Raw genomic sequence first — 17,542 nt, forward strand, 5'->3', positions numbered from 1 at the left:
TCCACCCGCATCCGCTCACGCACAGGGTGCTCCGCAAATCGCTGGAGCCGATTTCTCGTGTAGTCAGCAGGCAAGAAAAAACCGCCGGAAAGCGGCGGTTCTTCTAGTTTGAAATGGTGCACCCGGAGCGATTCGAACGCCCGACCCTCAGATTCGTAGTCTGATGCTCTATCCAGCTGAGCTACGGGTGCATACCAAATTTCATTCCAACTTCAGGCCACTTCTCCCTAAAAGGGAGGTGGTGCACCCGGAGCGATTCGAACGCCCGACCCTCAGATTCGTAGTCTGATGCTCTATCCAGCTGAGCTACGGGTGCGTTGGAGAGGCGCCAATAGAAGGGCTCCCGATTCCCGTCAACACCTGTTCTCGACTTTTTTCATGAAAGTGCAAAGTTGCTCCGCGAGCGGGTAATCCAACGGCGGCATTTCGAGGTTTTTCAAAGTCTCAGCGCGAACCCACTCGATCTCTGAGGCGACTTGCGGTTGCGGAACGCCGCTCCATGTACGGGCAGCATAAAGACAGATGACAATCGTCCGTGGCACGTCGCCTGACGTTACACCTCCCGCAAAGCCTATCGGTTCGAGCTGAGAATAATCGAGCGTTACGGCAAGCTCCTCATCCATTTCGCGCAAGGCTGCGGCATCAGGCATTTCACCCGGCTCCACTTTACCACCCGGAAACTCCCATAGTCCCCCATGCATGGAATCGTATGGCCTGCGCTGCATAAGCACATAGCCGTCGCGGCGAATCAGAGCGACTGCCACTACCAGCAACGGAAATTGAGTTTCTTGCAAAGACCGCTTCCTTCTTAAGCCGCCTTTAACGGCCCTGCTTTATCCATTCCCGGCATACGCGCCGATGTTCGCGAATTAACCTCCAAGGGGCGGTCATGAAGACATTGAACATTCTGACAGCTCTGCAGAAGGATACGAGGGGCGCGACCGCCGTGGAATACGGGCTCATTCTGGCGCTCGTCATTCTGGTGATGCTGGCAGCGCTCACCAATGTCGCCAGCCTTACGATCAACATGTGGAACGGTGTCAGCTCCAAAGTAACATCAGCCGTATCCAATTCGAACAATTAATCCTTTTTTCAAGCGAGTACCGATAGGCCCCTCGTCCGCGCGGTGGACGAAGACAGATGGCTGTGCCCATCTGTCCGGGCCAGGCCTGCCGAACCCAGGCGACCAACATGACACGTCCCGCCAGGCAGCGCCGCAACAAAGATGGTGCCAACGCCATTGCCGCGATCAGCTATGTCCATTCCAGACTGACGCAAACTTTCAACGCCATCAACAACGGCGGCACTTAAGATTTTTTCAAGGAATCGCCCGTAGAAGCGGAAATGTCCAAAGGGCGATGCCGCCCCCCGGGCCGGGTACATACCGACTGCATTTTCCCAGGAGACCAAACATGAAGTTCCTCACCAAGCTGCGCCGCAACGAAGAAGGTGCTACCGCCATCGAATACGGCCTGATTGCCGCTCTCATTGCCGTCGCCGCGATCACCGCGATGTCGACCCTCGGCAGCAACCTCGGCGCAACCTTCAACAAGGTTTCGGGCAACCTGACCGCTGCCACGTAATCTGCTTAGCCTTACAAGGCACAAGCAAGAGGGCGGTGAACGCAAGTTCACCGCCCTTTGTCGTTTCCGACGCCTGATCTCTCAGGTAAACCGACCCCCGGCCAGCGGATGCCGGACATTCACCAACTCGACCAGCCGCGCGCTGTCGACATGGGTATAAATCTGCGTGGTTGCGATATCGGCATGGCCGAGCAGGGTCTGCAGCACGCGCAGGTCCGCCCCCCCTTCCAGCAGATGCGTCGCGAAGGCGTGGCGAAGGACGTGCGGCGACACCCGTTCGGGATCAATATCCGCGCGCACGGCCAGATCGCGCAGCAACTGGAACAGCCGGACACGGGTCAGATGGCCGGTCTTCCCACTTGAGGGGAACAGCAATCGCGAGGTCGATCTGCGCGCGCCCAACCCCGCCCGCACAGCCAACCAGCGCGAGAGCGCTTGCCGCGCCCGCGTACTGACGGGCACCATGCGCTGCTGACCGCCCTTGCCCGTGACATGAAGAAACGGCGCATCGCGCGGCACCGCTGCCAGCGGGAGCGAGACCAACTCCGTCGCGCGCAGCCCTGAGCCGTAAAGCAATTCCAGCAGCGTCAGCAGGCGCACGGCAGCAGGATCATCATCTTTGGCTTCTGCTTCAGCGACGTTCAAAAACCGCTCCACCTCGGCGCGAGACAGCAGGCGCGGCAAAGGACGGCGCGCCCTCACCTTCGGTAGTGCCGGCGAGGGATCGTCGCTGCGGATTCCTTCATCCTGCAGGAAGCCATAGAACTGGCGTAGCGCCGAACAGCGCCGGGCAAGGCTGGAGGGCGCAAGACCACTCCACGCTTCCCCCAGCATTTCCAGTGCCGCGACATCTGCCTGTCCCGGATCCCCCAACACTTCGCGGGCAGCTTCCAGATCGCGGCGATAGGCGGCAAGCGTATTCGTCGCCGCGCCGCGTTCCGCCGCCAGCATCGCCAGAAAACGCTCTTCCATGTCCCCGCCTGCGGACTGCGGGGCATCTGCCATGGTCAGGACCGCGCGACGGCTTCCGCCGCGATCATGCGCGCTTGCGCTTCCAGTCCAACACTGCGCAACGCGGACAGGATATGCATGAAATAGCGCGGCGTCATCTGGCTCCAGTTGCTGCCCTGCATTCCGAAACCGGCGAGGATCGCCACGCCCGCGCTGTCGCCTCGCGCCGCTGCCGCATCTATGGCGTCGGTGAAGCGACTCGGGTTGTCGAGGCCAAGGTTCATGTCGCGCGAATAGCGGTTGGCATTACCCGCATCGATCCGCCCCAGGCCTGCCAGAGCCGCGACGAACAGCGCCGTGCGATGGTGTTCGAAGCTCTTGTCCGCATCCGAGAAAGTGCTGACGCCCCCCGAATCGATCCCGTCGCCATTGGCATCCGCCAGCGTCACCAGCGCCCAGCCAAGGCTGCCCGGCTCCACCACCGAGGCCCAGCGCATCGCGTTGGCGTCGTAGCCCGCCGCCAGCATCGAGGCGATGAGATCGCCCGAGCTGGAATCCATATCCTTGCTGGGCGCCATTCGCGCAGCAGCGGCAGCGGTCAGCACGAGACGGGCATAGCGCGCTTCGGGCGTGTCCACCTTCCACAGGCTCTGCATCGCCGAAAGCCGTGTAGCCGGATCCTGATCGGTGTAGGCCGAACGCAGCGATGTCGCACGATCCTGCCATGCGCCGGTCACTTCAGGCGCTTCGTAGATCTGGCCGTAGAGATCGACCATCGCGGCACTGGAAAGCACGCCTGTCGCGCCTGCGTAATCCGCCGCCTCGGCACGGCGCTCCAGTCCGACCATCGGCGCCAGCGCGGTCATGCTGGCGTATTGCGTACCGGCATCCTTCATCAGCGAAGCGGGCGGCTCCAGCCCGGTGCCGATCGCCAGCGCATAGCGCCAGGGCGTGAGCGAGGTGACATCGCCCCACTCGATCGTCACGGCACGGCGACCTCGTCCGGCAGCGCCCACATATTTCTGGGCCAGCAGCAGGTCGATCTTGTCGGCCCGGCCATGGTTCATATCGCTGTCGAGACGCTGCAGCGCTGCCTGTGTATTACCCCGGAAGGCCATGCAGATATCGCGCGCGGCATTCCACTGCGCATCCTGACGGGCATTGCCGAACGCCGACATGGCCGGGCACATCCCGGTGAAATCGGCATTCTGCGTATAAACGTTGAGCGCGATGCTCGCGAGCGTCGGAGTGTAATCGGGAATATCGACGTCCTGAAGCACCGCACGCGCCGCATCGGGCTCACCCATGCGCAGCAGCAGGTCGACGCGCATCGCCGCGAAGGCTACCGGGTCCATCCCCGGCGGCGGCGCAAGGCGCGAAGCCAGCGCCTGTCGCAGCAGGATATGTCCCCAGCGCGAAACCAGCGTGCCCTTGTTCGCCGACAGGGCAATGCGGATCATCGAGGCGCTGGCGCGCGACAGAGAATCTGCCGCAAGGCCACCCTCGCCCGCGTCAATCAGCCCGACGTTGTCAAGCTTGCGACGCGCGGCAGGCGGCATGTCCAGCAGCGTGCGAGTGCCGAGCAGCGCGTCGAAATCGTCGGGCGTCATGCGCGCCAGCTCGTCGAGCGTGGGAATGCGCGAGAGGCCGGAGGTGTTCGTCGGCTGATCGGAAGGAGCGGCAGGTGCGGTGATGCCCGGCAACGGCTGCACCACCGGCGAGGCGGTTGCGACGGGAACCGGCGCAGGATGCGGCGCGGCAGGCAACGAAGGCGCGCTCGCCGTCGCCACCGGCTTTGGAGCCGCCGGTTTTGGAACGGCACGCGGCGCAGGTTTGGGGCGCGGTGTCGCGCGCGGCGACGGGGCAGCCTGCGGCGCAGGGTCCTCGAAGGCCTTGGGCAGCAGCGATTCAGGCCCGCTCTGCGCCAGCGCGAAGGCCGAGGTCATGGCGAGGCTGGCCCCGGCGATCAGATAAATCGGTCTCACGATGCCGCTCCCGTCGGTACGGAAATGGGGACGGACAAACTCCGCACGGGCTCCGGCCCACCCTTGCTCCAGGCAAGAGCACCCAGGCCGGCGACCACCACCAGCGCGCCCACGATCACCAGGGAGGCGCCCTTCACCGCAAGTCTGCCCGCGATACCGCCTGCTGCGGCATTTGCGCTGCGCCCGATACGATAGTCACTCGTCTTCCTTCACCGATGCTTGCGCTGCGACCTAGCGCAACTATAGGCGGTGGGGCAATGGACGTTCAACAGACCCGCCTTTCGCCACAGGATATTGCGACGATCGCCCGCCGGATCGAGCGCCCGATCGTGCTTGTTGGCATGATGGGCGTCGGCAAGTCGAGCGTCGGACGGCGCCTTGCCCAGATTCTGGACTGCTCGTTCGTCGATGCGGACGACGAGATCGAGCGCTCGGCGCAAATGACGATTCCTGAAATCTTCGACAGCTTCGGCGAAGAATACTTCCGCAACGGCGAACGCCGGGTAATTGCCCGCCTGATCGAAGAGGACGGTCATCACGGCGTCATCGCGACCGGTGGCGGCGCATTCTGCAATGTCGAGACCCGCAAGCTGATCCTCGACCGCGCGATCGCCGTATGGCTCGACAGCGAGGTCGCCACACTGGTCGATCGCGTCGGGCGCAAGGGCAACCGTCCGCTGCTGCGCGGTGGCGATCCGGCGGAGATCATCGCCCGCCTGCGCGCCGAACGCGAAGTGCATTATGCGCAGGCGCCGATCCACATCATGAGCGGACACGCGCCGCACCAGCACACCGTCAACAAGGTACTTCAGGGGATCGGGCAATGGCTGTCATAAAGGTCGACATCGCGGGCGCTCCCTATGAGGTGCGCGTGGGTGCGGGCCTGCTGGCCGAACTGGTGCCGCAATGCCGTGGCCTGCTGCGCAAGCGCGCCGTGCCAATCGTCACCGACGTCAACGTCCACGCCGCATGGGGTTCGGTGATCGAGGCCTCGTTGCGCGATAACGGCCACGAGCCGCACTGGCGCATCCTGCCCGCAGGCGAACAGACCAAGTCCTGGGCGGAACTGTCCGCCACCATCGACTGGCTGCTGGAACTGGAAGTCGAGCGCGGCGATCACGTAATCGCGCTGGGCGGCGGGGTCATCGGCGACCTCACCGGCCTGTGCGCGGCGCTGCTCAAGCGCGGCTGCAAGTTCATCCAGGTGCCCACTACCCTGCTTGCGCAGGTCGATTCGAGCGTCGGCGGCAAGACCGCGATCAACACGGCGGCGGGCAAGAACCTCGTCGGCGCCTTCCACCAGCCCTCGCTGGTGCTGGCCGATCTCTCGGCGCTGGAAACGCTGCCGATGCGCGAACTGCTCGCCGGTTACGCCGAGGTCGCGAAGTACGGGCTGATCGACGATGCGGACTTCTTCGCCTGGTGCGAGGCCAATGCCGGGGCCATGCTGGCAGGCGATGCGGCCCTGCGCGAATATGCGGTCGCGCACTCGGTAGCGTCCAAGGCGCGTATCGTCGCCGAAGACGAGCGCGAGACCACCGGCAAGCGTGCCCTCCTCAACCTCGGCCACACCTTCGGGCACGCGCTGGAGGCCGAGACCGGCTTCTCGAACCGCCTGCTCCATGGCGAGGCGGTGGCGCTGGGCATGGTCCTCGCCGCGCGCTTCTCGGCACGCTCGGGTCTGATGCCCAGGGTCAGCGCCGAACGCGTCGCCAGCCATATCGCTGCGGTGGGCCTGCGCACCGAAATCGCTGCACTCGGCCTCGACTGCGATGGCGCGGCGCTGGTCAAGCACATGCTCCACGACAAGAAGATGGACGCAGGCACCCTGCCCTTCCTGCTGATGAAGGCCATCGGCGAGACCTATCTCGACAAAACCGTCTCGCTCGATGCGGTCGCCGCCTTCCTCGACGACGAACTCGCGCGCCCGATTAACTGACGACCTCTTTCGCCGAGCCGAGATTATGCCGGGACAGGCCGCGAAACCGCGCACCTGCCTTCCGCGTTGCCCTGATGATCGTGTCTTGTCCTCCAACGCCTCTTACGAGGCCGGCACGAGCGATACCGCCACGGGCGGGGGGCCTGTTGCCCCTACCCGGGGGCACCGGAAGGCGGCGGTTTCCTACCCTCGGAATCGCCGCCTTTTGGTGAATGGCGGACAACTCGCCGGGATGACAGCCCCCGTTCATGTTCGGGATGGAATCGTGCGCGCCCTGCGGCGTGACATTACCAACCAGCATGTCTAAGTTGCGCCCTTCGATAATAAACCAGCACAACAGCGAAACGACACGGGGCGCCATGACAGCAGCCGAAGCCACGCCGGATTTAGAATCCGAACCCGATTTCCGATCATCCGGAAAAACTTCCGACACCGCGTTTCTCGGCCACCCCAAGGGCCTTGGCTATCTCTCCTTCGTCGAAGGGTGCGAACGCTTCTCGTACTATTCCATGCAGACGCTGCTGGTGCTCTACATGGTGAACTACCTGCTGCTGCCGGGCCACGCTGAAAACGTGATCGGGCTGCCCTGGCTTCAGGCCCGCCATATCGGCGAGACCGGCCAGCAGTTCGCCTCGTCGATCTTCGGCGACTATACCTCGCTGGTCTATTTCACCCCGATCCTCGGCGGGCTGATCGCCGACCGCTGGCTGGGGCGCCGCAGCACGCTGATCGCGGGCGGCGTAATCATGTCACTCGGCCATTTCCTGATGGCCTTCGAGAGCATGTTTCTGTTCGCGCTGGTCGCGCTGATCGTCGGCGTCGGCCTCTTCAAGGGCAACATCGCCAGCCAGGTGGGCGAGCTTTATAGCCCGAAGGACCTGCGCCGCGCGATGGCTTTCCAGATCTTCTACATCTTCATCAACGTCTCGGTGATCGCCGCGCCGCTGATCGCCGGAACGCTGGGCCAGAAAGTCGGCTGGCACTGGGGCTTCGGCTGCGCGGGCGTGGTTATGCTGATCGGCCTGCTGATCTACCTAAAGGCTGCCCCCTACCTTCCCGCCGACGCCCGCGAAGATCGCAAGACCAAGGGCAAGGCGGCAATGAAGCTGCAGAGCGAAGACTATCCACGCCTGATCGCGCTGCTGATCCTTGTACCGGTCATGGGCATTGCCCTCATTACCAACCAGCAGATCTTCAACGCCTATCTCGTCTGGGCGGACCAGCAATTCCAGCTGACCTTCTTCGGCATGACGATGCCGTCAAGCTGGATGATCACCCTCGATGCCACGCTCTCCTTCACGATGCTCGTTGCGGTCGCAGCCTTCTGGAAATGGCGCTCGGCGAGCACCGGCCGCGAACCCGACGAACTGGGCAAGATGATCATCGGCTCGGTCTTCACCATTGCCGGCGCCCTGTGTCTCGTCATGGCCGCCGCAACGCAAGGATCGGGGAAGATCGGCCTGTTCTGGCCGTTCATGTTCCACTTCCTGAACTCAATCGGCTTTGCCCATATCCTGCCGATCAGCCTGGCGCTGTTCACCAAGATCGCGCCGCGCCCGCTCAGCGGGACAGTCGTGGGTATCTATTACATGTCGTTCGTGCTGGCGAACTGGGTGGTCGGCAATGTCGTCGGCCCTTGGCTGTCGACAATGCCCGCCACCACGTTCTGGCTGATCCATGCCGGGACCGGCACCTTCGGCCTCGTCGCCTTCATCGTGTGCAAGCTGGCGCTGGGCCGCCTGCTGAGCGGTGAAGCCGCGACCTGATCCCAAACAAGCCCCCGACAGAATCCTGCCGGGGGACTTGTATCATCAGCGGACTTTGAGGGCCTTGACCTGACGAACCGACCGCGCCGGGCGCAAATCGCTCGGCACGATCAGACGATACGGCCCCGTCTTGTCATCAAGGGCTTGCCCATCGCATCGCTCGGCGATGATCATGCCTTCGTGTCCCAGGCCGGGATCGATCTCACCCACCGAAAACAGGACCGCATAACCGTCTCGAGCATGAACGATCACGCCCTTGGTCAGTTCGTTCCCGTGAAGATCCTTACCGTGCGGGACGCCCGCCCGGGCAAGCACATCGGCAAGCGCCGGCCCCTCGCACATGCGGCGCGTGCCATGATCGTTGAGCACCGCCTGCACATCGGGGAGCCCTTCAAGCAGCTTGGGTGTTACCGGAATGGTCTGGCTAGCTGCCGCAGCAGCCGCGAGCATGAGAAGCGCGGTCATCGTATCCCCCTGAAAAATGCTGACGCCTTCTAGGGGAGGATTGCCCGAAACACCATCGGGCAGCCGGTTAAACCGCGTTCACTCCATTTCGAGAATGATCGCGTCTACCGCCAGACTGTCACCAGGCTTGGCGTGGAGCAGCTTTATCGTGCCCGATTTTCCGGCACGAAGCGTGTTTTCCATCTTCATCGCCTCGACCACGGCAAGCGGCTGCCCGGCTTCGACGCGATCGCCCTCGTCCGCATGGAGCGCGACCAGCAGGCCGGGCATCGGGCAGATGAGATAGCGCGAAAGATCGGGCGGCACCTTTTCGATCATGTAGCGCGAAAGCTCGTGCAGGCGTCGCGGCAGGCATGTCACCTTGTGTACGGCACCGCGCGTCACCAGACGCAGGCCGATCCGGTCGATCAGCACGCGGATACCATAGATCTCGTCGTCGATCTCCGCCTCGATCAGTCGGTCGCCGGGCGTGTACTCCAGCCCCATGTCGATTTCGGCACCGTTGACTACCACGGCCTCTTCGCCGATCTCGACATCGAACGGCTCGCCATCGAGCGTGACCACCCAGTCGTAGGGCGGTTCGGTCGGCTCGGCGAGTTGCCCGGAAATCTGGCGCGCCCGGTCGGAACGCGCGGCGGAAATGAATGCGGCGACGGCAGCCAGCGCGACTTTCAGATCGTCCGATGCGGGCGCGCCGTGGAAGCCCTCGGGATATTCCTCGGCAATGAAGCCGGTCGAAAGGTCGCCCGCGCGAAACCGCTCATGCTGCATGATCGCCGAGAGGAAATCGATGTTGTGCCCAAGTCCGTCGATCACGAAGCGGTCGAGCGCGGCGATCTGCAGGTCGGTAGCCTCTTCGCGCGTCTCGCCCCATGTCACCAGCTTGGCGATCATCGGGTCGTAGAACATCGAAACTTCGCCGCCCTCGAACACGCCATCGTCGACGCGCACGCCTTCCATGCCGCGACGGCCATTGGCCACGCCATCGTCCGCCCAGCCCTCGACCGGCGGGTGATAACGCACAAGACGCCCGGTGGACGGCAGGAAGCCGCGATAGGGGTCCTCGGCATAGACGCGGTTCTCGATCGCCCAGCCATCGATACCGATATCGTCTTGCCCGAAGGCCAGCGGCTCGCCAGCGGCCACGCGGATCATCTGTTCGACCAGATCGATCCCGGTGATCGCTTCCGTTACCGGATGCTCCACCTGAAGTCTGGTGTTCATCTCGAGGAAATAGAACGATTCCCCGCTTGGATCCGCACCCGAGACGATCAGTTCGACAGTCCCAGCGCTGTAGTACCCAACGGCCTTCGCCAGCGCGACGCACTGCTCGCCCATCGCGCGGCGCATTTCCGGGCTGACGAAAGGTGATGGCGCCTCCTCGACCACTTTCTGGTGGCGGCGCTGGATCGAGCACTCGCGTTCGTTCAGATAGAGCACATTGCCATGCTGGTCGCCCAGGATCTGGATCTCGATATGGCGCGGGTTCTCAATGAACTTCTCGATGAACACCCGGTCGTCGCCGAACGAGTTGAGCCCCTCGCGCTTGACGCTCTCGAAGCCTTCACGAACATCGGCCTCGCTGTAAGCAAGCCGCATGCCCTTGCCGCCGCCGCCCGCGCTGGCCTTCATCATCACCGGATAGCCGATCTCGCGCGCGATCTCGACCGCGTGATTGGTATCGGCGATCTCGCCCACGAAGCCAGGGACGACATTGACGCCCGCAGCCTTGGCCAGCTTCTTCGATTCGATCTTGTCGCCCATCGCCGCAATGGCCTTGGCGGGCGGGCCGATGAAAGCGATGCCCTCGGCCGCCAGCATCTCGGCAAAGGCTGTGCGCTCAGACAGGAAGCCGTAGCCCGGATGCACCGCATCCGCCCCGGTCTCCCGGCACGCCGCGATGATCTTCTCGGCCACCAGATAGCTCTGAGCGGCGGGCGCCGGACCGATATTCACCGCTTCATCCGCCATCGCCACGAACGGCGCGCGGGCATCGGCATCGGAATAGACCGCCACTGTCGCGATCCCCATCGCTCGTGCCGTCTTGATCACCCGACAGGCGATCTCGCCCCGGTTGGCAATGAGGATCTTCTTGAACATCAGCGCTTCGCGTCCTCTTCCAGATAGGCCCGCAGTTCTTGTGTGCGGTTCTTGGTCATGCCTTCGAGGCAGGTGTTCTGGAGCAGCGGCCAGATCGTGCCGCTGTCCTCACGTCGCCCGTTTTCGGCGAGGCACTGCGCGTCACGATAGGCCAGCCACTTGCGCTGGGCATCGCGGTGGAGCGCCAGCCCGGCGGCATCGCGCCCTTTCGACAACTGCTGCCATGCCTCGTTGAGCGCTATGTCTGCCCGCAGATAGTCGCGATAGGAACACACGTTCATGTCGAACTGCGTGCCCTGCCCCGCGCAGTCCGGCGCGGGATCCTTCATCGCCATCGACTGCGCAAGTTGGCACTTGTCCTGCGCCAGCGCGCCGCTGACCGCGTTGCAATCGAGCGGCACGGTCGGCACCGCAGAGGCGAAGACAAGCGCTGCGAAGATCACTCCGCCGCTTCCAGCTTGGCGCAGCCCTTGGGCATCCGGCTCGCCTCGACATCAGCAGCCGTCTCGCTGATCGCCATCGGCTTGATACCCAGACGCGCGAACATCGCCATGTCGTTGTCATCGCCCGAATTCGGCGCAGTCAATAGCTTGTCACCGGTGAAGATCGAGTTCGCACCGGCCATGAAACACATCGCCTGCGTCATCTCGCTCATCGACTCGCGACCCGCCGAAAGGCGAACCATCGAGTGCGGCATGGTGATCCGCGCGACGGCGACGGTGCGCACGAACTCCACGTCGTCGATCTTGGCGAGCGGCGTGTCGGCCAGCATGTCGCCCAGCACCGTGCCCTTGACCGGCACCAGCGCGTTCACCGGCACCGACTGCGGATGATCGGGCAGCGTCGCCAGCGTGTGCACGAAACCGACGCGATCGGCGCGCGTCTCGCCCATGCCGACGATCCCGCCAGAACACACGTTGATGCCTGCCATGCGCACGTTGGTAAGCGTGTCGAGGCGGTCTTCCATCGTGCGGGTAGTGATGACCTGATCGTAACGCTCAGGCGAGGTGTCGATGTTGTGGTTGTAGTAATCGAGACCCGCCTCGTTCAACATGTCGGCCTGCTCGGGCGTCAGCATGCCCAGCGTCATGCAGGTTTCCATGCCGAGCGCGCGCACGCCCTTCACCATCTCGATGATGGCAGGCATGTCGCGGTCCTTGGGATTGCGCCAGGCCGCGCCCATGCAGAAGCGGGTCGAGCCCTGATCGGCAGCCTGTGCGGCACGCTGGAGCACCTGCTGTACTTCCATCAGCTTGGTGGCCTTCACGCCGCTGTTCGCCGAAACCGACTGCGAGCAATATCCGCAGTCCTCGACACAGCCGCCGGTCTTGATCGAGAGCAACGTGGAGAGTTGCACTTCGTTGGCCTTGTGGTTCGCCCGGTGGACTTCGGCAGCACGAAACACCAGTTCGGTGAACGGCAGATCGAACAGCGCGGCGATCTCTTCGCGGGTCCAGTCGTTCCGGGGCTGGGTGGCAACGCCCGAGGCGGTAGCGGTGTCGGTCATCTCGAAAATCCTGTTCAGTCTTGCGCGCCCGTACGGCATTTTCGCAGCGCGGCATAAGCACTCAAACCCTGCGCATAGAGCGGTCCGGCCCGGCGATCCAGTTCTCCTGCACCAAAACCGGTGAGCGAGAGGGCAAGACGCTCCACCGCCGCGTCGGAAAGTGTGTCCAGGCGCGCCCGGTAGATACCGATGGCAAAGACAATCGCGCCCGATTTCGGAAGTCGCCTCAAGGACTGCCTTTCGCAGCGAATCCATAGGGTTTCACCGGCATTCTCAGCCGTGACATGAGAATATCCCACCGCTGCCGAAGCCGCCGGAAGATAACGCAGCGCAGGAGAAGGCTGGACGAAGACATTCGCCCGCCCAAAAATCTGCCCGTCCTTCAAACCGTCCATGAACCGGTCGACACCCTGCTCCAGTTGCCCGGCATAGCCGTGAATCGGCGCATGGACCGCGCCCATCGGCAAACCGAGCTTCTCCGCAAGGTGCCAGTCGGTCGGGAACGCCAGGGCTCCTGCGACCAGACGATAAGGCTCGCCTCGGTTTTCCTGCACCAACAGGCAGAAGTCTTCCCAATGCGCCCGACCGCACGCCACAAGCCCACCGGGCACGCGCAGCATCTCCGACAATTCGGCGATGGCGGCCTCGGCCTCCGGCAGTGCCATCACGCATTCGGGATGAGCGTCGAAAGCCTCGCTCCGGAGAGCGAGGTCCGGTGCCGCATCCAGCCAGTCACTTTCCACCAGACGTACAAGACCCATCCGTGGCGCCCCGGCAACGCGGGCATGGGGAAGCAACGCCTCGACGGAAAAACCAAGCGACATGAGTGCTATGCTGCACCTTCTTCAGATCCATTGACAAGCCCTTCATCGGCTGGCGGCATATTGTGGCCAAGCAGGCGCAGCACGTCGGCGGCACACTCCACCACATTCGATCCCGGCCCATAGATGCCCTGTACCCCGGCCTTCTTCAGAAACTCGTAATCGCGCTGCGGGATCACGCCCCCGGCAACGACTTTCACGTCCGCTCGCCCTGCTGTGCGCAAATGGTCGATCAGTTCGGGGATGAGCGTCTTGTGCCCCGCGGCAAGGCTGGAGGCGCCCACGACGTCCGCCTGGCCTTCCAGCGCGAGATCGGCAGCCTCCTTCGGCGTCTGGAACAGCGGGCCGGACGTGACCGCGAAACCCATGTCCGCAAAGGCCGAGGCGATCACATTGGCGCCGCGATCATGCCCGTCCTGCCCCATCTTGGCGACCAGCAGGTGCGGCTTGCGCCCGAGCCGTCGCGCCACCGCCTCGACGCCCTCGACCACCTGCCGATAGCGCGTATCGCCTTCGTGCGCGGCACCATAGATCCCGCTGACGGGGCTGGGCGAGGTATCATGACGGCCAAACGCAGCCTCCATCGCCGCCGAAATCTCACCCAGTGTCGCACGCGCACGGGCCGCTTCCACGGCAAGAGCCAAGAAGTTGTTATCGAGCAGATCGGCTGTTTTATTTAAGCCGCTTGCAGCCACATCCTCAGAACCGACATTAGCTTTTGCGTGTTCCACCGATGCTGCCCTGCCTGCGGCCATGCGCAGCGCATCCAGCGACGCTTGCACCGTCGCTTCGTTACGTGACTCACGAAGTTTCTTGAGCCGTGCGACCTGTGCTTCGCGCACGCTGTGGTTGTCCACCTCCAGCGTCGCGAGCGGCGCCTCTTCAGGCAGGCGGTACTTGTTGACGCCGACGATCACATCCTCGCCGCGATCGACCCGCGCCTGACGGGCAGCAGCGGCCTCCTCGATCATCGCCTTGGGCCATCCGGCGGCGACGGCCCGAGCCATGCCGCCCTCCGCCTCGATCCGCTCGACAATCGCCCAGGCCTTGTCTGCGATCTCGGCCGTCAGCGCCTCTACGTAATACGAGCCGCCCAGCGGATCGACGACATGGGTGATGCCGCTTTCCTCCTGCAGAACCAGTTGAGTGTTCCGGGCGATGCGCGCCGAAAAGTCGGTTGGCAGGGCGATCGCTTCGTCCAGCGCATTGGTGTGGAGCGACTGCGTGCCGCCAAGCGTCGCCGCCAGCGCCTCGATCGTGGTGCGGATGACGTTGGTGTACGGGTCCTGCTCGGCAAGCGAAACACCGCTGGTCTGGCAATGCGTGCGCAGCATCATCGAGCGCTCGTCCCTCGCGCCCAGCTTCGTCATCGCCCGGTGCCACAGCAGGCGCGCGGCGCGCAACTTGGCGACTTCCATGAACAGATTCATGCCGATGCCGAAGAAAAACGAAAGCCGCCCCGCAAACGCGTCGATGTCCAGCCCTGACGCCTGCCCCTGCCGAACGTATTCGATGCCGTCGGCCAGGGTGAAGGCGAGTTCCTGCACCTGCGTCGCCCCGGCCTCCTGCATGTGATAGCCCGAGATGGAGATCGAGTTGAAGCGCGGCATCCGCGCGGCAGTGTAGGCAAAGATATCCGCAATGATCCGCATGCTTGGCACAGGCGGATAGATGTAGGTGTTGCGGACCAGAAATTCCTTGAGGATATCGTTCTGGATGGTCCCCGAAAGCTGCTCCGGCGCCACGCCCTGCTCCTCGGCTGCGACGATGTAGAAGGCCAGAACCGGGATCACCGCGCCGTTCATCGTCATCGAGACCGACATTTCATCCAGCGGAATCCCGTCGAACAGGATCTTCATGTCCTCGACACTGTCGATGGCGACGCCGGCCATGCCGACATCCCCGGTCACGCGCGGGTGATCGGAATCATAACCTCGGTGCGTTGCCAGATCGAAGGCGACCGACAGCCCCTTTTGCCCGGCGGCAAGATTGCGGCGATAGAAGGCGTTCGATTCCTCCGCCGTTGAAAATCCGGCGTACTGGCGGATCGTCCAGGGACGTCCGGCATACATCGTCGCCTTGACCCCGCGCGTGAACGGCGCGAAACCGGGCAGTCCCGGATCGTGCCCGACGTCCGCTGACGTATAGAGCGGCTTGACGGCGATCCCTTCGGGCGTACGCCATGTCAGGTCACGCCCTTTCGCCTCTTTTGCGGCCCTCTCCTGCCAGTCGTTCACGTCGGCCCGGTTGTTGTTCTCGGCCATACGGTTTCAGGTCCTCTCTCGTGGCCTCAGTCGACCTCTACCCGGCTTATGTCGGTCTCTGTGCGGTCTCTGTCCGTTTCAATGCGCGGCTTTCGGCGTTTCCATGATTTCGGTCAGCTGTCCTGCCATATCCTTGGGATGCAGGAAGAATATCGGCGTTCCATGCGCCCCTGTACGTGGCTCACCCAGGACGCGCTTGCCAAGGCTCTCGAACCAGCTCTTCGCCTCGTAGATATCGGGAACCTCGTAACAGAGGTGATGCTGTCCACCAAAAGGGTGTGTTTCCAGCCACTTGGCGACCGGAGAGTGCGATGAGGTAGGCTCCAGAAGTTCGATCTGCGTGCCAGATGTTCCCGAAAGCCCCGGCGTCTCCACGAAACACACCCTAACCTGCTGGCTTTCCATCACGAATGGCTCCGTTATCAACGTCGCACCCATAACCTCCCGGTAATAGGCAACGGCCACATCCAGATCCGGAACGGCCACACCGACGTGATTGAGACGCCCAAGTTTCATGATATTTCTCCGTGAGTTACAGAGGAATGTTCGCGTGCTTCTTCCAGGGATTCTCCAGCTGCTTGTTGCGCAGCTTGCGAAGCCCCAGAGCGATCCGCCGCCGGGTCGAATGGGGATAGATCACCTCGTCGATATACCCCCGGCTCGCGGCCACGAAGGGATTTGCGAAACGATCCTCGTATTCCTTTGTTTTGGCGGCAATTCCTTCGGCATCGAGCCCACGGAAAATGATCTCTACAGCGCCTTTCGCCCCCATCACCGCGATCTCCGCCGTCGGCCAGGCATAGTTGAGATCGCCCCGCAAATGCTTGGGCGCCATGACATCGTAAGCACCACCATAAGCCTTGCGCGTAATGACGGTGATCTTGGGCACCGTCGCCTCGGCATAGGCGAAGAGCAGCTTGGCACCGTGCTTGATGATACCCTTGTGCTCCTGATCGGTGCCGGGCAGGAATCCGGGCACGTCGACGAATGTCAGGATCGGGATTTCAAAGGCATCGCAGAACCTTACAAAGCGGGCTGCCTTGCGCGAGGCGTCGATATCGAGCACGCCAGCAAGCACCATTGGCTGGTTGGCGACCACGCCGACGGTCCGCCCTTCGATCCGCCCGAAACCGATCAGGATATTCGCGGCATGGCTCGGCTGAAGCTCGAAGAAATCGCCCTCGTCCAGCACCTTCTCGATGAGTTCGTGCATGTCATAGGGCTGGTTGGCGCTGGGCGGAACGAGGGTATCCAGACTGTCCTCAATCCGGTCCCAGGGATCGCTGGTAGGCCGCTCGGGCAATGGTGAACGATTGGAAAGAGGCAGGAAATCAACCATTTCCCGTACCGTCGAGAGGGCCTCCAGATCGTTCTCCAGAGCCAGATCGGATACCGACGTGCGAGTCGAATGGACCAGAGCGCCGCCGAGTTCCTCTTGCGTCACGATCTCGTTCGTGACCGTCTTCACCACCTCTGGACCCGTGACGAACATGTAGGAACTGTCCTTCACCATGAAGATGAAGTCGGTGATCGCCGGCGAATAGACCGCACCACCGGCACACGGCCCCATTATCATCGAGATTTGCGGGATAACACCTGATGCCAGAACGTTTTTCTGGAAAACATCGGCATAGCCCGCGAGCGAAGCCACGCCTTCCTGAATGCGCGCGCCACCGGAATCATTCAATCCGATTACAGGTGCGCCAACCTTCATCGCCGCATCCATGACCTTGCAGATCTTCTGGGCATGGCGCGAGGACAAGGAGCCGCCAAAGACGGTAAAGTCCTGACTATAAACGAATACCAGGCGACCGCTGATCGTACCTGAACCGGTAACCACACCATCGCCCGGCACTTTCTGGTCCTGCATCCCGAAATCGACGCAATCATGCTCGACGTAGAGGTCCATCTCCTCGAAGCTGCCTTCGTCCAGCAGGACCTCAATGCGTTCACGCGCAGTCAGACGCCCCTTGGCATGCTGCGCCTCTATGCGGCGCGGCCCACCCCCAAGCTTGGCGGCAGCCCGGCGCTTTTCCATCTCGGCGATATTGGCGGACATTTGCGCCCTTTCCTGTCTTATCCTGCTTTTCTCGGGATAAAACAGGCTTGAGCAGGCCCGGTCAACCTCTTTAATCGATCGATTAAGAAGGTTGGCCGTGAA

The 17,542-nt window shown here is 62.9% G+C and carries 17 protein-coding genes and 2 tRNA genes; 6 read left to right on the plus strand and 13 right to left on the minus strand.

Going from position 1 to position 17,542, the window contains the following annotated elements; translation table 11 throughout:
• Positions 1-114: 114 nt before the first annotated feature.
• The 3 genes from AC3EC3_RS04800 to AC3EC3_RS04810 form a co-directional block, all read right to left on the minus strand.
• Positions 115-191: transfer RNA gene (locus tag AC3EC3_RS04800), tRNA-Arg, on the minus strand.
• Between the two features lie 48 nt (positions 192-239).
• Positions 240-316: transfer RNA gene (locus tag AC3EC3_RS04805), tRNA-Arg, on the minus strand.
• Between the two features lie 37 nt (positions 317-353).
• Positions 354-764: a (deoxy)nucleoside triphosphate pyrophosphohydrolase gene (locus tag AC3EC3_RS04810; RefSeq protein WP_488488503.1), complete on the minus strand. Its 411-nt coding sequence runs from the start codon at positions 762-764 to the stop codon at positions 354-356.
• A 125-nt stretch (positions 765-889) separates the two neighbouring features.
• Between AC3EC3_RS04810 and AC3EC3_RS04815 the strand changes: the two genes are divergently transcribed.
• The 3 genes from AC3EC3_RS04815 (at position 890) to AC3EC3_RS04825 (ending at position 1,583) form a co-directional block, all read left to right on the plus strand.
• Complete coding sequence (locus AC3EC3_RS04815; RefSeq protein WP_488488504.1) at positions 890-1,084, plus strand: Flp family type IVb pilin; 195 nt, start codon at positions 890-892, stop codon at positions 1,082-1,084.
• A 56-nt stretch (positions 1,085-1,140) separates the two neighbouring features.
• Complete coding sequence (locus AC3EC3_RS04820) at positions 1,141-1,311, plus strand: hypothetical protein (protein ID WP_488488505.1); 171 nt, start codon at positions 1,141-1,143, stop codon at positions 1,309-1,311.
• Between the two features lie 101 nt (positions 1,312-1,412).
• The gene (locus tag AC3EC3_RS04825) at positions 1,413-1,583 is read left to right on the plus strand and encodes a Flp family type IVb pilin (RefSeq protein WP_488488506.1); all 171 of its coding nucleotides are present in this window, start codon (positions 1,413-1,415) and stop codon (positions 1,581-1,583) included.
• A gap of 81 nt (positions 1,584-1,664) precedes the next feature.
• On the opposite strand, the gene AC3EC3_RS04830 is transcribed toward AC3EC3_RS04825, so the two are convergent.
• Both AC3EC3_RS04830 and AC3EC3_RS04835 read right to left on the minus strand, forming a co-directional pair.
• Positions 1,665-2,588 (minus strand): tyrosine recombinase, encoded by a 924-nt coding sequence (locus AC3EC3_RS04830; RefSeq protein WP_488488507.1) that lies wholly within the window; start codon positions 2,586-2,588, stop codon positions 1,665-1,667.
• Between the two features lie 2 nt (positions 2,589-2,590).
• The gene (locus AC3EC3_RS04835; protein ID WP_488488508.1) at positions 2,591-4,519 is read right to left on the minus strand and encodes a hypothetical protein; all 1,929 of its coding nucleotides are present in this window, start codon (positions 4,517-4,519) and stop codon (positions 2,591-2,593) included.
• 257 nt (positions 4,520-4,776) lie between these two features.
• Here AC3EC3_RS04835 and AC3EC3_RS04840 point away from each other — a divergent pair, with 257 nt between their 5' ends.
• The 3 genes from AC3EC3_RS04840 to AC3EC3_RS04850 all read left to right on the plus strand — a co-directional run bounded on the left by AC3EC3_RS04840 (position 4,777) and on the right by AC3EC3_RS04850 (position 8,224).
• Complete coding sequence (locus tag AC3EC3_RS04840) at positions 4,777-5,355, plus strand: shikimate kinase (protein WP_488488509.1); 579 nt, start codon at positions 4,777-4,779, stop codon at positions 5,353-5,355.
• Positions 5,343-6,458 carry a 3-dehydroquinate synthase gene (gene aroB, locus AC3EC3_RS04845; RefSeq protein WP_488488510.1) on the plus strand — a complete coding sequence of 372 codons (1,116 nt, stop codon included), beginning with the start codon at positions 5,343-5,345 and terminating at the stop codon, positions 6,456-6,458. Before AC3EC3_RS04840 ends, aroB begins: the two co-directional genes overlap by 13 nt.
• A gap of 359 nt (positions 6,459-6,817) precedes the next feature.
• Positions 6,818-8,224 carry a peptide MFS transporter gene (locus AC3EC3_RS04850; protein WP_488488511.1) on the plus strand — a complete coding sequence of 469 codons (1,407 nt, stop codon included), beginning with the start codon at positions 6,818-6,820 and terminating at the stop codon, positions 8,222-8,224.
• A 45-nt stretch (positions 8,225-8,269) separates the two neighbouring features.
• Here the strand turns inward: AC3EC3_RS04850 and AC3EC3_RS04855 are convergent, their stop codons facing one another.
• The 8 genes from AC3EC3_RS04855 to AC3EC3_RS04890 form a co-directional block, all read right to left on the minus strand.
• Entirely contained in the window at positions 8,270-8,689 is a 420-nt protein-coding gene (locus AC3EC3_RS04855; RefSeq protein WP_488488512.1) for a hypothetical protein, read from the minus strand.
• 78 nt (positions 8,690-8,767) lie between these two features.
• On the minus strand, positions 8,768-10,789 hold the full coding sequence (locus tag AC3EC3_RS04860; RefSeq protein ID WP_488488513.1) for an ATP-binding protein: 2,022 nt from the start codon (positions 10,787-10,789) through the stop codon (positions 8,768-8,770).
• Positions 10,789-11,232, minus strand: a complete 444-nt coding sequence (locus tag AC3EC3_RS04865; RefSeq protein WP_488488514.1) for a lysozyme inhibitor LprI family protein — start codon at positions 11,230-11,232, stop codon at positions 10,789-10,791. Before AC3EC3_RS04865 ends, AC3EC3_RS04860 begins: the two co-directional genes overlap by 1 nt.
• Positions 11,229-12,296 carry a biotin synthase BioB gene (gene bioB, locus AC3EC3_RS04870; protein WP_488488515.1) on the minus strand — a complete coding sequence of 356 codons (1,068 nt, stop codon included), beginning with the start codon at positions 12,294-12,296 and terminating at the stop codon, positions 11,229-11,231. The genes AC3EC3_RS04865 and bioB overlap by 4 nt, the downstream gene beginning before the upstream one ends.
• A 14-nt stretch (positions 12,297-12,310) precedes the next feature.
• Positions 12,311-13,120, minus strand: coding sequence for a heme-dependent oxidative N-demethylase family protein (locus AC3EC3_RS04875; protein ID WP_488488516.1), 810 nt, complete (start codon positions 13,118-13,120; stop codon positions 12,311-12,313).
• Between the two features lie 5 nt (positions 13,121-13,125).
• Positions 13,126-15,381: a methylmalonyl-CoA mutase gene (gene scpA / locus AC3EC3_RS04880; protein WP_488488517.1), complete on the minus strand. Its 2,256-nt coding sequence runs from the start codon at positions 15,379-15,381 to the stop codon at positions 13,126-13,128.
• Between the two features lie 78 nt (positions 15,382-15,459).
• The gene (gene mce, locus AC3EC3_RS04885) at positions 15,460-15,897 is read right to left on the minus strand and encodes a methylmalonyl-CoA epimerase (RefSeq protein ID WP_488488518.1); all 438 of its coding nucleotides are present in this window, start codon (positions 15,895-15,897) and stop codon (positions 15,460-15,462) included.
• Between the two features lie 16 nt (positions 15,898-15,913).
• Positions 15,914-17,440 carry an acyl-CoA carboxylase subunit beta gene (locus AC3EC3_RS04890; RefSeq protein ID WP_488488519.1) on the minus strand — a complete coding sequence of 509 codons (1,527 nt, stop codon included), beginning with the start codon at positions 17,438-17,440 and terminating at the stop codon, positions 15,914-15,916.
• Between the last annotated feature and the right edge of the window lie 102 nt (positions 17,441-17,542).

The sequence above is a fragment of the Novosphingobium sp. BAM6 genome, assembly GCF_057784955.1.

Coding starts and splice junctions, on each gene's coding strand:
- AC3EC3_RS04825 (WP_488488506.1), top strand. CDS start 1,413: ATGAAGTTCCTCACCAAGCTGCGCCGCAACGAAGAAGGTGCTACCGCC.
- mce (WP_488488518.1), bottom strand. CDS start 15,897: ATGAAACTTGGGCGTCTCAATCACGTCGGTGTGGCCGTTCCGGATCTG.
- AC3EC3_RS04855 (WP_488488512.1), bottom strand. CDS start 8,689: ATGACCGCGCTTCTCATGCTCGCGGCTGCTGCGGCAGCTAGCCAGACC.
- AC3EC3_RS04840 (WP_488488509.1), top strand. CDS start 4,777: ATGGACGTTCAACAGACCCGCCTTTCGCCACAGGATATTGCGACGATC.
- aroB (WP_488488510.1), top strand. CDS start 5,343: ATGGCTGTCATAAAGGTCGACATCGCGGGCGCTCCCTATGAGGTGCGC.
- AC3EC3_RS04875 (WP_488488516.1), bottom strand. CDS start 13,120: ATGTCGCTTGGTTTTTCCGTCGAGGCGTTGCTTCCCCATGCCCGCGTT.
- AC3EC3_RS04815 (WP_488488504.1), top strand. CDS start 890: ATGAAGACATTGAACATTCTGACAGCTCTGCAGAAGGATACGAGGGGC.
- AC3EC3_RS04820 (WP_488488505.1), top strand. CDS start 1,141: ATGGCTGTGCCCATCTGTCCGGGCCAGGCCTGCCGAACCCAGGCGACC.
- AC3EC3_RS04830 (WP_488488507.1), bottom strand. CDS start 2,588: ATGGCAGATGCCCCGCAGTCCGCAGGCGGGGACATGGAAGAGCGTTTT.
- AC3EC3_RS04860 (WP_488488513.1), bottom strand. CDS start 10,789: ATGTTCAAGAAGATCCTCATTGCCAACCGGGGCGAGATCGCCTGTCGG.
- AC3EC3_RS04850 (WP_488488511.1), top strand. CDS start 6,818: ATGACAGCAGCCGAAGCCACGCCGGATTTAGAATCCGAACCCGATTTC.
- scpA (WP_488488517.1), bottom strand. CDS start 15,381: ATGGCCGAGAACAACAACCGGGCCGACGTGAACGACTGGCAGGAGAGG.
- bioB (WP_488488515.1), bottom strand. CDS start 12,296: ATGACCGACACCGCTACCGCCTCGGGCGTTGCCACCCAGCCCCGGAAC.
- AC3EC3_RS04890 (WP_488488519.1), bottom strand. CDS start 17,440: ATGTCCGCCAATATCGCCGAGATGGAAAAGCGCCGGGCTGCCGCCAAG.